General features: G+C 72.0%; 10 protein-coding genes. 4 read left to right on the top strand and 6 right to left on the bottom strand.

Annotated features, from left to right (window positions below; translation table 11 throughout):
- Positions 1-87: 87 nt before the first annotated feature.
- Complete coding sequence (locus ACIQZN_RS20215; RefSeq protein ID WP_403995454.1) at positions 88-1,290, bottom strand: S8 family peptidase; 1,203 nt, start codon at positions 1,288-1,290, stop codon at positions 88-90.
- 358 nt (positions 1,291-1,648) lie between these two features.
- Between ACIQZN_RS20215 and ACIQZN_RS20210 the strand changes: the two genes are divergently transcribed.
- Positions 1,649-3,934 (top strand): MMPL family transporter, encoded by a 2,286-nt coding sequence (locus tag ACIQZN_RS20210; protein WP_403995451.1) that lies wholly within the window; start codon positions 1,649-1,651, stop codon positions 3,932-3,934.
- Positions 3,935-3,988: 54 nt separating this feature from the next.
- On the opposite strand, the gene ACIQZN_RS20205 is transcribed toward ACIQZN_RS20210, so the two are convergent.
- Genes ACIQZN_RS20205 through ACIQZN_RS20195 form a run of 3 tightly spaced genes read right to left on the bottom strand, consistent with a single transcriptional unit; the run spans position 3,989 to position 7,070 of the window.
- Entirely contained in the window at positions 3,989-5,281 is a 1,293-nt protein-coding gene (locus tag ACIQZN_RS20205; RefSeq protein WP_403995448.1) for an ABC transporter substrate-binding protein, read from the bottom strand.
- The gene (locus ACIQZN_RS20200) at positions 5,281-6,120 is read right to left on the bottom strand and encodes a carbohydrate ABC transporter permease (RefSeq protein ID WP_403995445.1); all 840 of its coding nucleotides are present in this window, start codon (positions 6,118-6,120) and stop codon (positions 5,281-5,283) included. Before ACIQZN_RS20200 ends, ACIQZN_RS20205 begins: the two co-directional genes overlap by 1 nt.
- Positions 6,117-7,070, bottom strand: a complete 954-nt coding sequence (locus tag ACIQZN_RS20195; RefSeq protein ID WP_403995442.1) for a carbohydrate ABC transporter permease — start codon at positions 7,068-7,070, stop codon at positions 6,117-6,119. The genes ACIQZN_RS20200 and ACIQZN_RS20195 overlap by 4 nt, the downstream gene beginning before the upstream one ends.
- A gap of 125 nt (positions 7,071-7,195) precedes the next feature.
- Between ACIQZN_RS20195 and ACIQZN_RS20190 the strand changes: the two genes are divergently transcribed.
- Positions 7,196-8,062, top strand: coding sequence for a phosphotransferase enzyme family protein (locus ACIQZN_RS20190; RefSeq protein WP_403995439.1), 867 nt, complete (start codon positions 7,196-7,198; stop codon positions 8,060-8,062).
- Positions 8,063-8,330: 268 nt separating this feature from the next.
- Here the strand turns inward: ACIQZN_RS20190 and ACIQZN_RS20185 are convergent, their stop codons facing one another.
- Both ACIQZN_RS20185 and ACIQZN_RS20180 read right to left on the bottom strand, forming a co-directional pair.
- Positions 8,331-9,059, bottom strand: a complete 729-nt coding sequence (locus tag ACIQZN_RS20185) for a 3'-5' exonuclease (protein ID WP_403995436.1) — start codon at positions 9,057-9,059, stop codon at positions 8,331-8,333.
- A 67-nt stretch (positions 9,060-9,126) separates the two neighbouring features.
- A complete protein-coding gene (locus ACIQZN_RS20180; protein WP_018100654.1) occupies positions 9,127-10,359 on the bottom strand; it encodes an SAV2148 family HEPN domain-containing protein in 1,233 nt (410 codons plus the stop codon).
- Positions 10,360-10,724: 365 nt separating this feature from the next.
- On the opposite strand from ACIQZN_RS20180, the gene glgX reads away from it, so the two are divergent.
- Both glgX and treY read left to right on the top strand, forming a co-directional pair.
- Entirely contained in the window at positions 10,725-12,881 is a 2,157-nt protein-coding gene (glgX, locus tag ACIQZN_RS20175; RefSeq protein WP_403995433.1) for a glycogen debranching protein GlgX, read from the top strand.
- Between the two features lie 256 nt (positions 12,882-13,137).
- Positions 13,138-15,504 (top strand): malto-oligosyltrehalose synthase, encoded by a 2,367-nt coding sequence (gene treY / locus ACIQZN_RS20170; RefSeq protein ID WP_403995430.1) that lies wholly within the window; start codon positions 13,138-13,140, stop codon positions 15,502-15,504.
- The last annotated feature ends 49 nt before the right edge of the window (positions 15,505-15,553 follow it).

The following is a 15,553-nucleotide window of genomic DNA, read 5'->3' as shown; positions in this document are numbered from 1 at the left end:
TGGGGCAAGCGTAGGTCGGGATGGGCGGACCGGGCGGCCGCCGCGCCCCGTGGGGGAGAGCGCGGTGGCCGCCGGCCGGTTGCGCTGTTACTCGACTATCTTCAGGAGCTTGTTCGCCGTTCCCTCGGTGGCGTTGCTGATGGCGTCCGGGGTCGCCCCTTCGGTCAGGGCCGTGGCGACCTCGTCCGGGGTGGCGTCCGGGTGCCCGGCCAGGTAGACGGCGGCGGCGCCGACGACGTGCGGGGTGGCCATCGACGTACCGGAGATGGTGTTGGAGCCGGTGTCGCTGTCGTTCCAGGACGAGGTGATGTCGGAGCCCGGGGCGTAGATGTCCACGACCGAGCCGTAGTTGGAGAACGACGACTGCTCGTCGTCCACGGTGGACGAGGCGACGGTGATGGCCTCGGGGACGCGGGACGGGGAGCCCTCTCCGGCGTCGCTGGACTCGTTGCCGGCGGCGACCGCGAAGGTGACGCCGGAGGCGATGGCCTTCTGGACGGCCGCGTCGAGCGCTTCGTCGGCGCCGCCGCCCAGGCTCATGTTGGCGACGGACGGGCCCTGGTGGTGCTCGGTGACCCAGTCGATGCCGGCGACGACCTGCTCGGTGGTGCCGGAGCCGGAGTCGTCCAGGACGCGGACGGCGACGATCTTCGCCTTCTTGGCGACGCCGTAGGTCGACCCGGCTATGGTGCCGGCGACGTGGGTGCCGTGGCCGTTGCCGTCGTCGGCGCTGTCGTCGTTGTCGACGGCGTCGAAGCCGGAGCTTGCGCGGCCGCCGAACTCCTCGTGGGTGGTGCGGACCCCGGTGTCGATGACGTACGCGGTGACGCCCTCGCCCGCGCTGTCCGGGTAGGTGTACGCGTTGTCGCCCGCGGTCTCCGTCTGGTCGATGCGGTCCAGGCCCCAGGAGGGCGGGTTGTCCTGGGTGGCGTCGATGTGAAACTTCTTGTTCTGGACGACCTTCGAGACGGCCGGGTCGGCGGCGAGCCGCTTGGCCTCGGTGTCCGAAAGTCCGCTGGCGGAGAAGCCGTTGATGGCGGAGCTGTAGTTGCGCTTCAGCTTTCCGCCGTACTCCTTGGCGAGCTCCGCCTTGTCCGCCTTCTGGTCCAGCATCACGATGTAGCTGCCGGAGACCGCGGTCGCCGCGTCAGCGCCGTAGACCTTGCCCATGGCCGGAGCGGGTGTCGCTCCGGCGAACGGGGTGCCCAGGAGGGTGACGCCGGCGGCGGCCGCGACCGCGGTGATGGAGGCGGTCAGCTTGAACCGGCGTGCGCGCTTGTGAATGGCCATGAAGAGGGGTCTCCTCGTCATTCTTTGTGGGGGGATTGGCCCCCGGCCGGAAAATCTCCGGGGGTTGGTTCGAAACCCTGACCGATTGACGCGCGCAGATCAAGACCTCCCTACAGCCCCGCCGCACTCACCAACTTTTCGTCACAGGACGGTCGCAGGAGCCCCGCGATACGCCGATCACCTTTACGTGTAAGGGGCTTCGATGCTCCTTCTCGGGGGCACGGCCCGTCCCCAGGGCGGAGAGGGGCCGCTCCCGGCTCGCCGGAGAGCATGACGAACTCGCTTTATGCCGCCCCTACCTTCGAATCGGGAGGCGGCGGCGGTGGGCCGGTGCCGGTCACAAGGGGGCAGGCCCGTCATGGGGAATGTGGATGCGGCGCGAGGGCCGCGGGTGCGCGGCGTCGCGGCCCGGGCGGGCGGCTGGAGCGCCCGGCACCGCTGGGCGGCGGTGACCATCTGGGTGCTGTTCGTCGTCCTGGCCATGGGGCTCGGCTCCGCGGCCGGCCGGGTCGACGTCAAGGAGAGCGAGCAGATGTCCGGCGAGGTGGGCCGGGCCGTGCGGATCATCGAGGACGCGGGGCTGAAGGACCCGGCCGGTGAGACCGTGCTCATCCAGTCGGAGGGCGAGGACGGGGCGGTGGCCGGGTCGGCCGAGTTCCGGGCGGCCGTCGAGGACGTCATGGCGGCGGTGCAGGACACCGGTGAGGTCACCGCCGTCAGCTCGCCGTACACCACCAAGACCATCTCGGCCGACGGGCACAGCGCGCTCGTGCAGTTCGAGATGAAGGGCGACCCCGAGACGGCGAGCGAGCGCGTCGCACCCGTGCTGAAGGCCGTCGAGAAGGTGGACGGCGCACACGACGGGCTGCTGATCGAGGAGATCGGCGGCGCCAGCATGGGCAAGACCTTCGACGACGCCTTCGGCAGCGACTTCCAGCGCGCCGAGCTCTCCGCCGTGCCGGTCGCGCTCGGCATCCTGCTCATCGCCTTCGGCGCGCTGGTCGCGGCGCTGCTCCCGGTCGCCCTCGCCCTGACCGCGATCATGGCGACCATGGGCCTGATGGGCGTGGTGAGCCACTTCCAGCCGATGAGCGACACCGCCAACTCGGTGATGCTGCTGGTGGGTCTGGCCGTCGGCGTCGACTACTGCCTCTTCTATCTGCGCCGGGAGCGCGAGGAGCGGGCCAAGGGCCGGGACGCCCGGACCGCGCTGATGATCGCCGCCGCGACCAGCGGACGCGCCATCGTCGTCTCCGGTGTGACGGTCTGCGTCGCGATGGCGGGCATGCTCTTCACCGGCATCGCGGAGTTCGAGGCGATGGGCCTGGCCTCGCTGATGGTCGTCGCCGTCGCCATGGTCGGCTCGGTCACCGTGCTGCCCGCGCTCCTCTCGCTGCTCGGCGAGCGCGTCGAGAAGGGCCGGGTGCCGTTCCTGAACCGCCTGAAGCGCTCGGAGCGCGGTGGCGCCGACGGCGAGAGCCGCGTCTGGCGCGCGGTGCTCACCGCCGTGCTGCGCCGCCCGTGGACCGCGCTCGTGGTCGCCGCCGGGGCACTCGCGGCCATCGCGCTGCCCGCGCTCGGCATGCACACCCAGAACCTCACCCTGGACCAGGAGTTCGGCGACTCGCTGCCGATCGTGCGGACCTACGACCGGCTGAACGAGGCGTTCCCCGGGGGCGCCGACCCGGCGCAGGTCGTGGTGAAGGCCGACGACATCGGCGCCGCGCCGGTACGCGAGGCGCTGGAGGAGTTCCGCAGGCAGGCCGTCTCCTCCGGGGCTTCGAAGGGCCCGGTGGACATCGTGACGCACGACGCGGAGAACGTCGCGGTCATCGACGTACCGCTGGTCGGCGGTTCGGACCAGGTGAACGCGGAGAAGAGCCTGGAACTGCTGCGGGACACCGTGCGTCCAGCGACGCTCGGCAAGGTCGCGGGGGTCGAGGCGCCGGTCACCGGGCAGGTCGCCGGGTCGAAGGACTTCAACGACCAGATCGTCGGCTCGGTCGTGCCGGTCTTCGCCTTCGTGGTCGTCTTCGCCTTCCTGCTGATGCTGCTCTGCTTCCGCTCGCTGACGGTCGCGATCACCTCGATCATCCTCAACCTGCTCTCGGTGGGCGCCGCCTACGGCATCCTGACGGCGGTCTTCCAGCACGGCTGGGGCGCCTCACTGGTCGGCGCCGAGGGCGTCGGCGCGATCATCTCCTGGCTGCCGCTGTTCCTCTTCGTGATCCTCTTCGGGCTCTCGATGGACTACCACGTGTTCGTGGTCTCCCGGATCCGTGAGGCCCGCCTCCAGGGCCGCAACACCCGCGACGCCATCGCGCACGGGGTGGTCACCACGGCCGGGGTCGTCACCAGCGCCGCCGTGATCATGGTCGCCGTGTTCGCGATCTTCGGGACGCTGTCGATGCAGTCCATGAAGCAGATGGGCGTCGGCCTGGCGGCGGCGGTGCTGATCGACGCGACGATCATCCGCGGGGTGCTGCTCCCGGCCGTGATGGCCCTGCTGGGCGACCGCAACTGGTACTTCCCGACGTGGCTGCGGTGGCTGCCGGACATGACGCACGACGAGTCGTACGAGGACGAGCCGGCCCTGTCCGCACCGGCGCGCGGCGGCGAGGAGCCGGAGCGGGTCGGCGTCTGACCCCCGTCCGTACGCGGGCCCTCCTCCCGGACGCCGGGAGGAGGGCCCGCGCGTTCAGCGCTGGTAGCGGGCCAGGACCCGGTTGCCGTCGGCCACCAGACGCTTCTTCAGCTCGGCCGCGTCGATCGCTCCGCTGTAGTACTCCTGGAACGCGGGCGTCGCCACCTTGTCCTTCCACTCGGGGTAGCCGCGCACCGACTGCGCCGGGGCGGACCGCAGCGCCCCCGCGAGCGCGGCGCCGGTCGCCCAGCCCCGGTCCGCGGTGTGCAGGGAGGGGTCGGCCAGCGCCTCGGTGCCGGTGGGCAGCATCCAGTCCCCCTTGGCCAGGCGCACCATGTTGGGGGGCCTGAGCAGGAAGTCGATGAACTCCACCGCCTCCTTCTTGTGCGGGCTGTCCTCGGCGACGGACAGGGTCTGCGGGCTCACCCCCTGCGCCAGGCCGTCCCGGCCCGCCGGGGCGGGCAGTACCGTCCACTCGAAGCCCTTGGGCGCCTGCTCCACGATCTGCTGACGGTACGAGAACCCGAGCGGCACCATCGCGTACTTGCCGCCGAAGAAGCCGGGCAGGGTGTCGCCGCCGCCCATGCCGAGCGCGGTGCGGGCGGCGCTGTGGTCGGTGTTGACCTGGTCGTGGATGGTGCCCGGGACGACCTGGTCGCCCTCCCCCATCGCGACGGTCACCTTGCCGTCGGCGCCCCGGTGGAAGAGCTCGCCGCCCGCCGAGAGGCCGAGGTTGAGGGTGACGGAGACCGGCTCCTTGAGCGGCCAGGCGACCCCGTAACGGCCCTTGCCGGTCAGCTCCTTGGTCACCTGGCGGAACTCCGTCCAACTCCACGGCCGCTCGGGGGTCGGGATGCGGACCCCGGATTCCTTGAGGATCCTGGTGTTGGCGATCAGGACCCGGGGCTCCTGGAGGAAGGGCACGCCGTAGACCCCGCCGTCGAAGGTGGCCGTCTCCCAGCTGTTGCGCGGGATGCCCTCGGTCAGCGCGTCCGGGAGGAGGGGGCGGAGGTCGGCGAGATAGCCCCCGTACGCGAAGTCGGCGAGATCGTCGGACGCGTCGTGGATGATGTCGGGCGCCTCGCCGCCCTCGAAGGAGGTGAGGAGCTGGTCGTGGACGCTGTCCCAGCTGCCCTGGACGTACTCGACGTGGATGTCGGGGTGGGCCGCGTTCCACTCCTTCACCAGCTGCTTGTTGATGTCGACGGACTCCTTCTGCCAGGCCAGCGACTGGAAGCGAAGGGTGACCTTCCCGTCCGCGTCGCCGTTGTCGCCCCCGCCGCAGCCGGTGAGCAGCAGGGCGAGCGCGGTGGCCGCCGCGGCAGCGTTGCGTACCAGCGCGCGCATCAGTTCTTCACCGCCCCGGCCAGCATGCCGCCGGTGATCCGCCGCTGGATCACGGCGAACAGCACGAGCGAGGGGAGGGTGGCGAGGAACGCGGCGGCGGCGAGCGGGCCGAGGTCGCTGGCGCCCTCGGCGCCGAGGAAGTGCGTCAGTACGACCGGCAACGTCTGCTTCTCCGGGGTCTTGAGGAGGACGAGCGCGAAGAAGAACTCGTTCCACGCGGTGATGAACGCGAAGAGGGCCGTGGCGACGATCCCCGGGGCCAGCAGCGGGGCGGTGACGGAGACCAGCGTGCGCAGCCGCCCGGCCCCGTCGACCGCCGCCGCCTCCTCCAGCTCGCGCGGCACGGCCCGTACGTAACCGACGAGCATCCACAGCGCGAAGGGCAGGGCCCACACCACGTAGACCAGGATCAGACCCCAGAGGGTGTTGATCAGGTGCAGGTTCTTCAGGACCAGGAAGAGCGGAATGATCAGCAGGACGAAGGGGAACGCCTGGCTGACCACGACCCAGCCGGTGGCGGCCGTGGCGAGGCGGGTGCGGTGGCGGGCCATCACATAGGCCATCGGGGTCGCGATGAGCACGGCGATCAGCCCGGCCGAGAGCGCGGCGATCAGTGAGTTGGCGGTGGCCCGCAGCAGCGGCTGCTCGTCGAACGCCTGCCGGAAGTTGTCCAGCGTCGGGTGCTGCGGAATCCAGGTCGGGTGCAGGGAGCCGAGTTCCGGGGCGGGCTTGAAGGCGGTGGAGATCAGCCAGAGGAAGGGGAACGCCAGGAAGACGAGGTAGCAGAGCAGCGCCACGTACTGCCCGGCGCGTACGGACCGTTTGGTGCGCATGCTCATCGGTCGTCGCCTCCCCTGAGCCGTCCGGCGAGATACACGGCGAGGATCACGGAGATCACGGCGACCATGACGCAGCCCATCGCGGCTGCGTAGCCGAACTGCCCGTAGCGGAACGCCTCCTCGTACGCGAAGAGCATCGGCAGCCGGGTGCGGCCGCCGGGGCCGCCGTTGGTCAGGACGTAGACCAGGGCGAAGGAGTTGAAGTTCCAGATGAAGTTGAGCGCGGTGATGGAGAGGGCGACCGGTCTGAGGGCGGGCCAGGTCACCGTACGGAACCGGCGCCAGGCGCCCGCCCCGTCCAGCGCGGCGGCCTCGTGCAGTTCGTGCGGGGTGTTCTGGAGCCCGGCCAGCAGGGCGACCGTGGTCTGCGGCATCCCGGACCAGACGCCGACGACGATCACGGCGGGCAGCGCGGTCGCGAGCCCGGTGAGCCAGTCCCGGCCGTCCCCGAGGCCCAGATCGCGGATGGTCTCGTTGAGGATGCCGGCGTCCGGGTTGTAGACCAGCCGCCACATGATGCCGACGACGACCTCGGGCATCGCCCACGGGATGATCGCCAGGGCCCGGGCCAGCCAGCGCATCCGCAGGTTCTCATTGAGCAGCAGCGCGAGGCCGAGGGCCAGGACGAACTGCGGGACGGTGACGCCGACCGCCCACACCAGGCCGATCCGGAACGACTCCCAGAACAGCCCGTCGTGCAGCAGGTCCTGGAAGTTCAGCGTGCCGATCCACTGCGTGGCGCGGGTGCGGCCGGACTGGGCGTCGGTGAAGGCGAGCGCGATGCCGTAGAGCAGCGGGCCGACGCTCAGGACGAGGATCGGGATGAGGGCGGGCAGCACCAGGAACCAGGTCCCGGCGCCCCGGTCGAGCCGGTCGTCGGTGCGCTTGCCGGTGCGCTTGCCGGGTGGCCCGTGGCGCCCGGACTGTGCGGTTGCACTCGCCAATGTCATGCTTACGCCCCCTTTGCGTCGTTCGACCGGCTACTTGCCGTTCTGGCCGCTCAGGTGGCCTCCGTCATCGTGCTGACGGGCCGCCGGTTCGTCAAGGCAACCTGCACGGATGCGAAAATCGGACCATGAACGAGATGGAAGCGCGCGAGGTGCTGGCCGCCGCCGGGTTCCCCGGGGGCGCGGAGCTGCTGGCGCTCGGCGAGAACGCGGTGTTCACGGACGACGGCCTCGTCGTCAAGGTCGGCCGGGACGCCGTGACCCACCCCGAGCTGCTGGAACGCGCCGAGCGCGAGGTGGCCGTCGCCCGGTGGCTCGCGGCGTCCGGTGTCCCCGCCGTGCGGGCCGCCGAGGGCGGGGCGCGGCTGGTCGAGGGTCATCCGGTGACCGTGTGGCACCGGCTGCCCGATGCGGTGCGGCCGGCCGAGCCGCGCGATCTGGCCCCGCTGCTCACCGCCGTCCACGCGCTGCCCGCGCCGGAGGACTTCGCGCTGCCGCGCCGGGAGCTGCTGGGCGGCGTCGAGCGGTGGCTGCGGCTGGCGGGCGACGCGATCGATCCGGCGGACGCGGCGTATCTGCGTGAGCGGCGCGACGGGTTCGCGGCGGCGGCCGCGGCGCTGGTCCCGCATCTGCCGCCGGGGCCGATCCACGGGGACGCGCTGGCGCGCAATGTCCATGTCGGGCCGGACGGTCCGGTCCTGGTGGACCTGGAGACCTTCTCCTCCGATCTGCGCGAACACGATCTGGTGGTCCTCGCACTGTCCCGCGACCGGTACGGGCTGCCGGCCGAGGCGTATGACGCGTTCACCGGGGCGTACGGGTGGGATGTGCGGGAGTGGGACGGGTGCGGGGTGTTGCGGGGGGCGCGGGAGACGGCGAGCTGTGCGTGGGTGGCGCAGCATGCGCCGTCGAACGCGGCCGCTCTCGCGGAGTTCCGTCGCCGGGTGGCGTCCCTGCGGAACGGTGACCCTTCGGTGCGGTGGTATCCGTTCTGAACCGGTGAGGTCCCCCGGCGCGCCGGTCCAGCGTGTGTCCTCAATCGCCGGACGGGCTTGATTTGGCCGTCCGCCCGGCGCGGGCGCCCTGGGTCGGGTGTCCTCAATCGCCGGACGGGCTTGAATTTCGGCCCGGACCCCCACCGCGGGCAGAACACGGCCGGCAAAATCAAGCCCGTCCGGCGATTGAGGACACACGATCAGGCCGGCGCGCGGACCGCCGCCACCGAACTCAAGCCCGTCCGGCGATTGAGGACAACGCACCGGCTCAGGCCGTCGTGCGTACCGGCTCCCGGACCGGCCACTGGCCGTCCACCACCGCGTCCGGGGTGCCCTTGCGGCGGAGGAAGTTCTGGAAGTCCGCGGCCCACTCCGCGTGCCAGGTGATCTGGCGGGCGTGCAGCGCGGGCGGCGGGAGTTCGGCCACGGCACGGTGGCGGGCGGCTATCGCGTACGCCACCCGCACCGCGGCCACCGCGTCCGCCGCCGCGTCATGCGCACCGCCGTGCACCACGCCGTACTCGACGCACACCGCCTCCAGATTCCGCTTGCCCTTGCGGTAGCGGTCGACCGCCCGGTCGATGGTGTACGGGTCGATGACGGGGCCGACGGGCGCGCCGCCCAGCCGGTCGGCGAGCGTCGGCAGCCCGTGGCGGTCCAACTCCGCCGTGAGCAGCGTCAGGTCGAACGCGGCGTTGTACGCGACGACCGGGACGCCCCGGCGCCAGTAGCCGGCCAGCGTGTCGGCGATCTCGTCGGCCACCTCGCGCGCGGGCCGGCCCTCCGCCGCCGCCCGCTCGCTGCTGATGCCGTGGATCGCGGACGCCTGGGCCGGGATGCGGATGCCCGGGTCGGCCAGCCAGGTGTGCCGGGCGGTCGGCTCACCGTCCCGGTCGTCCACCGCGATCACCGCGGCCGTGACGATGCGGGCCTCCAGCGGGTCCGTCCCCGTCGTCTCCAGATCGAAGCCGACCAGCGCGTGCCGGTGCCAGCTCATCCCGTACCTCCTTCATGGTGCTCCCCCGAATGACGACCACCCTCGCACGGGCCACTGACAACGCCGCTCAGGAGACCGGCCGGGAGTCCGTCCACACCGACTCGAACTCCTCGCGGTACGTCTCGAACAGCCCGTGCTCGTACCCCTGCCCCGCCCGGACCACCGCACGCCCGCCGCCGCGCAGCACCAGCACCGGCGCCTCCATGCCGCGCGCCCGGCGCAGATAGGTCTGGACGACCCCGACCGCGTCGGCCCCGTCGCCGTCCACCAGGTAGGCCGTGAAGCGCGGGGTCTCGTCGAAGACGTGGATCTGGAAGGCGTCCGGGTCGCGGAGCTTGGCGCGTACCCGGCGGGTGTGCAGGATGTTCATCTCAACGGACCGGCTCAGCTCGCCCTTCTTCAGGCCGAGCTCCCGCTCCCGGCGCTTGACGGCGCTGCTGGCCGGGTTGATGAAGAGCAGCCGGATCCGGCAGCCCGACTCGGCGAGCCGGATGAGCCGGCGTCCGGAGAAGTTCTGCACCAGCAGGTTGAGCCCGATGCCGATCGCGTCGAGCCGGCGGGCATCGCCGAACAGGTCCTCGGCGGGCAGCTGACGCTGGAGGCGCACCCGGTCGGAGTGGACGGAGACCACGTCCGCGTACCGGTCGCCGACCAGCTCCTCGACCGCGTCGACGGGGAGCCGGTCCGCCGAGGGCACCCCCGCCCCGCTGCCCAGCATCTCCAGGAGCCGGGCCGAGGCCCGCTCCGCCTGCGCGAGCACCGCCTCGTTGAGCGCGCGGTTGCGGGAGACGACATTGCGCGCGACCTCCAACTCGTCGAGCGCCAGTTCGACATCGCGACGGTCGTCGAAGTACGGCTCGAAACACGGCCAGTGCTGGACCATCAGCTCGCGGAGCTGCGGCAGCGTGAGGAAGCTGAGGACGTTGTCGTCGGCCGGGTCGAGCAGATAGCCCTTGCGGCGGGAGACCTCGCGCACGGCGACCGCGCGCTGCACCCACTCCTGGCCGGCGGGCCCGGCGGCGGCCACCACCCAGTCCTCGCCGTGGACGGGCTCGTAGATCGGCCGGAGCACCGCCGCCACGACGGCGCGCAGCCGCTGTTCGACCAGATTCAGCCAGATATACGCGCGCCCGGCCCGCTGGGCGCGCGTGCGCACCTCGCTCCAGGCGTCGGCGTCCCAGTCCAGCTCCGCACCGATCTCCAGGGGCTGTGCCAGCGATACCGCCCCGGGCGGGACCTCGGCCACGTCCCCCTCGTGACCCGCGTCACCCGGGGGCAGCTCGAACCCTCCCGAGCTCACCCACGCACCGCCTTCCACTCCCCCACCAACGATCAAGGAAGGGTACTCCGGGAGCGGGAGCCGGTGCAGCCGGATGCGCAGGCTCCTTTACCAACTCCCCATGGAATCAAACCTGTTCCGGTCGGCGGCTTCGACGGGAGTGAGCGGATTCATAGGGATTAAACACCCCAGCGAGGGCCACGAACCGGACAGCTCGGGCACGGGCCCGGCCGACGGCCGGTTCCGGGCGACACGGAGAGGCACGAGGTTGACCGACCGGCCGACGTCCTAGGTAAGGGGCTCACTTTCGGGGAAGATCTGGGCCGGGGACCAGGCGGCCCGCAATTCCCCAGGGCGACCGCGGCAGGACGGGAAGAGTCGAATCCATGCAGGTGTGGCCGGGACAGGCGTACCCGCTCGGTGCCACGTACGACGGCGCCGGGACCAATTTCGCGGTCTTCTCGGAGGCCGCCCACCGAATCGAGTTGTGCCTGCTGCACGACGACGGTTCCGAGACGGCGGTGGAGCTGAGAGAGACCGACGCGTTCGTCCGGCACGCGTATCTGCCCGGGGTGATGCCCGGTCAGCGCTACGGATTCCGCGTGCACGGGCCGTACGAACCGGAGCACGGCATCCGGTGCAACTCCGCCAAGCTGCTCCTCGACCCGTACGCCCGCGCGGTGTCCGGGCAGATCAAGTGGGGCGAGGAGGTGTACGGCTACCCGTTCGGGAAGCCCGACGCGCGCAACGATCTCGACTCCGCCCCGCACACCATGACGTCGGTCGTGGTGAACCCGTACTTCGACTGGGGCGACGACCGGCGCCCCCGTACGGACTACCACCGCACGGTGATCTACGAGGCCCATGTGAAGGGCCTGACGATGCTCCATCCGGGGCTGCCGAAGGAGCTGCGCGGCACGTACGCCGGGCTGGCGCATCCGGAGATCATCGCCCATCTGACGGAGCTGGGCGTCACGGCGATCGAGCTGATGCCGGTGCACCAGTTCGTGCAGGACCACCGGCTGGCGGACGCGGGGCTCGCCAACTACTGGGGCTACAACACGATCGGCTTCTTCGCCCCGCACAACGCGTACGCCTCCTGGGGCGACCGGGGCGAGCAGGTCCTGGAGTTCAAGCAGGCCGTGCGCGCCCTGCACCAGGCGGGCATCGAGGTCATCCTCGACGTGGTCTACAACCACACCGCCGAGGGCAACCACCTCGGGCCCACACTGTCCTTCCGGGGGCTGGACAACGCCTCGTACTACCGGCTGACCGACGACCAGCGGTACTACATGGACACCACGGGCACCGGGAACTCGCTGCTCATGCGGTCGCCGCACGTGCTCCAGATGATCATGGACTCGCTGCGGTACTGGGTGACCGAGATGCATGTGGACGGCTTCCGCTTCGATCTGGCGGCCACGCTGGCCCGGCAGTTCCACGAGGTGGACCGGCTGTCGTCGTTCTTCGACCTGGTGCAGCAGGACCCGGTGGTCAGCCAGGTCAAGCTGATCGCCGAGCCGTGGGACGTGGGCGAGGGCGGCTACCAGGTGGGGAACTTCCCACCGCTGTGGACCGAGTGGAACGGCAAGTACCGGGACACGGTCCGCGACCTGTGGCGGGGCGAGCCCCGGACGCTGGCCGAGTTCGCCGGGCGGCTGACCGGGTCCTCGGACCTGTACCAGGACGACGGGCGGCGTCCGCTGGCCTCGATCAACTTCACCACCTGCCACGACGGCTTCACGCTGCACGACATGGTCTCGTACAACGACAAGCACAACGAGGCCAACGGCGAGGGCAACCGGGACGGCGAGAGCCACAACCGGTCGTGGAACTGCGGCGCCGAGGGCGAGACGGACCGGACCGAGGTGCTGGAGCTGCGCGAGCGTCAGATGCGCAACTTCCTCGCCACGCTGATGCTGTCGCAGGGCGTGCCGATGCTCAGCCACGGCGACGAGTTCGGGCGTACCCAGCAGGGCAACAACAACGCCTACTGCCAGGACAACGAGCTGTCGTGGGTGCACTGGCCCGAGCCGGCCGCCGCGGTGGGCGAGGACGGCGAGGAGGAGAGCGCCGGGCCCGAGGACATGAGCCTCCTGGAGTTCACCCGGGCGATGGTGTGGCTGCGCCGCGACCACCCGGTCTTCCGCCGCCGCAGGTTCTTCCACGGCCGCCCGGTGGAGGGCACGCACGACGAGCTGTCCGACATCGCCTGGTTCACGCCCGAGGGCCAGGAGATGACCCAGCGGGACTGGCAGGCCGCCCACGCGAAGGCCCTGACGGTGTTCCTGAACGGGAGCGCCATCTCGGAGCCGGGGCCGCGCGGGGAGCGGATCTCCGACGACTCGTTCCTGCTCATGTTCAACGCGAGCGCCGAGACGCTGGAATTCGCCGTGCCCGTCAACCACGGCCGGCAGTGGCACGCCGTCGTGGACACCGCGCGCCCGGCCGGGGTGCTGCCCGGGGCCGGGCCGAAGGTGGCGGCGGGCGACCGGGTGACGCTGGTGGGCCGCAGCATGGTGGTGCTGCAACGCCCGGCCTGACCGGTCGCGCGGGGCCGCCCGTGTCACCCCGTCGTGCCCCAGGGCCTGTCCGGCGGATCAGGGCCGGGGTCGCGACGTCTGGCACGGCACCTCGCCGCGTTGCCGAAACGTCCTAATCGCTCCGCGATGAGGACGCCCCGGCGCCTTGCGATGCACCGCACCAGACGCCGCGCCCTATCCGGCCCTGATCCGCCGGACAGGCCCTTGTGCCGGGCGGGGTGACACAGGCGGCCCCGATGTGGGTACGAAGGTCTTCATGACGCCTACCGCCACGTACCGGCTCCAGCTCCAGCCGGAGTTCCCGTTCCGCGCCGCCGAGGACGCCGTGCCGTACCTCGCCTCGCTCGGCGTCTCCCATCTGCACCTCTCCCCGGTCCTGGAAGCGGTGCCGGGCTCCCGGCACGGCTACGACGTCACCGACCACGGCCGGGTACGGGACGAGCTGGGCGGCGAGGAGGGGCTGCGCCGCCTCGCGCGCACCGCGCGGGAGCACGGGCTCGGCCTGGTCCTGGACATCGTGCCCAACCACATGGCGGCCGACGCCGTCCACAACCACGCCCTGCGCGAGGTGCTGCGCGAGGGCCCGGACTCCCCGTACGCCCGCTGGTTCGACATCGACTGGGCGGCCGGTGACGGGCGGATGCTGCTGCCGGTGCTGGGCGGCCGGATCGGCGACGAGATGGCGCGGATGCGGGTCGACGGTGAGGTGCTGCGCTACGGCGAGCAGGAGTTCCCCCTCCGCGAAGGCACCGCCGGCCTGCCGCTGCCGGAGCTGCTGGACGTCCAGCACTACCGGCTCGGCTGGTGGCGGCTGGCCCGTACCGAGCTGAACTACCGGCGGTTCTTCACCATCTCGGAGCTGATCGGGGTGCGGGTGGAGGACCCGGAGGTCTTCGCCGCCACCCACGGCAAGATCCTCGAACTGGTCCGGGACGGGGTGGTCGACGGTCTGCGGATCGACCACCCGGACGGCCTCGCCGACCCGGCCGGCTATCTGGAACGGCTCTCCGAGGCCGGCGGCGGGGTGTGGACGGTGGTGGAGAAGATCCTCACCGGCGCCGAGCGGCTGCCGGCCGGCTGGGCCGTCGCCGGGACCACCGGCTACGACGCGCTGTACCGGATCGACGGGCTCTTCACCGACCCCCAGGGCGCCGCCGAGCTGCTCGGCCACTACCGCGAGGCGGCGTCCCCGGCCGACGACCGGGGCGGTCACTGGACGGCGACCGTGCGCCGGGCCGCGTACCGCGTCGTCACCCATGAACTGGCGGCGGAGACCGAGCTGCTGACCCGCCTCGCCTCCCGGATCTGCGCCGGGGACCCCGCGCTGCGCGACCACGCCCCCTGGGCGCTGCGCACCGCCGTACGCGAGCTGCTGGTGCGCGTCCCGGTCTACCGCCCGTACGTGACGGCGGGCGGCCCCTGCTCCGACGCGGCCGAGGCGACGCTCGACGCGACGACGGTGAGCGACGCCAAGGCGGCGTTCGCGGTGCGCGAGGAGGCGTCGGCCGTCGACGTGGTGCGGGACCTGGCGCTCGGGCGGCTCGGCGGCGGCGCGGACCGGGAGGCCTTCTGCGCCCGGTTCGCCCAGACCTCGTCCGCGCTGCGGGCGAAGGCGGTCGAGGACACCGCGTACTACCGCTATCTGCCGCTGATCTCGGCGAACGAGGTGGGCGGCGACCCGGGGCACCCGGCGGTCGAGCCGGAGGACTTCCACGCCTTCTGCGCCCGCCTCGCCCGCGACTGGCCCGCCACCGGGACGGCCCTGACGACGCATGACACGAAGCGCAGCGCCGATGTGCGGGCGGGCATCGCGGTGCTGTCCCAGTGCCCCGGGCGGTGGGCGGGTCTGGTGGCGGGGCTCGGGCGGTCCGCCCAGGCCGCGCCCGATCCGCAGCTCGCCTGGCAGGCGTGGCAGACGGCGGTCGGCTGCGCGGGCATCCCGGCCGAGGAGCGGGCGGCGCGGCTGGAGCCGGCGCTGCTGAAGGCGGTGCGCGAGTCGGGCCTGTTCACGAGCTGGACGGAGCCCGATCCGCTGTACGAGCGGCTGGCGTCGGACTTCGTCGCCGCCGGTCCCGCCGCGGACACCGGTCCGGTGCGGTCCCTCGTGGAGGAGTTCGCCGCCCCGCTGGCCGCCCATGTTCGGGCGCAGTCGCTGGGCGCGGCCCTGGTGCACCTGACGATGCCGGGGGTGCCGGACCTCTACCAGGGCACCGAGCGCGCGTATCTGGCGCTGGTCGACCCGGACAACCGGCGGCCGTTCACGGAGCCGTCGCCGGACGCGCCCGCCGACGAGAAGGCGGAGCTGACCGGGGTGGCGCTGCGGCTGCGGCGGGAGCGGCCGGCGGTGTTCGGCGAGTCGGGCACGTACGCCCCACTGCGCGCCTCGGGCCCGGCGGCTTCGCACTGTGTGGCCTTCTGCCGGTCCGGCGAGGTCGTCACGGCGGTGACCCGGCTGTCGCTGCGGCTCGCCGAATCGGGCGGCTGGCGCGGTACGCGGCTGGCCCTGCCGGACGACGGCGTGTGGCGGGACCTCCTCACGCCGGGCCGCGAGTTCACGGGCGGCACGGCGGAGGTGGCGGAGCTGTTCGCGGACCGGCCGGTGGCGTTGCTCGTACGGGGGTGAGGGCTCAGGGCCTGTCGTCAAACTGCCGTCGTCGCCCGCAGGGCGGCCG

The organism is Streptomyces sp. NPDC097595 (genome assembly GCF_044761525.1).
GTDB classification, from domain to species: domain Bacteria; phylum Actinomycetota; class Actinomycetes; order Streptomycetales; family Streptomycetaceae; genus Streptomyces; species Streptomyces drozdowiczii_A.
This window is presented reverse-complemented; position numbering and strand designations above follow the sequence as displayed.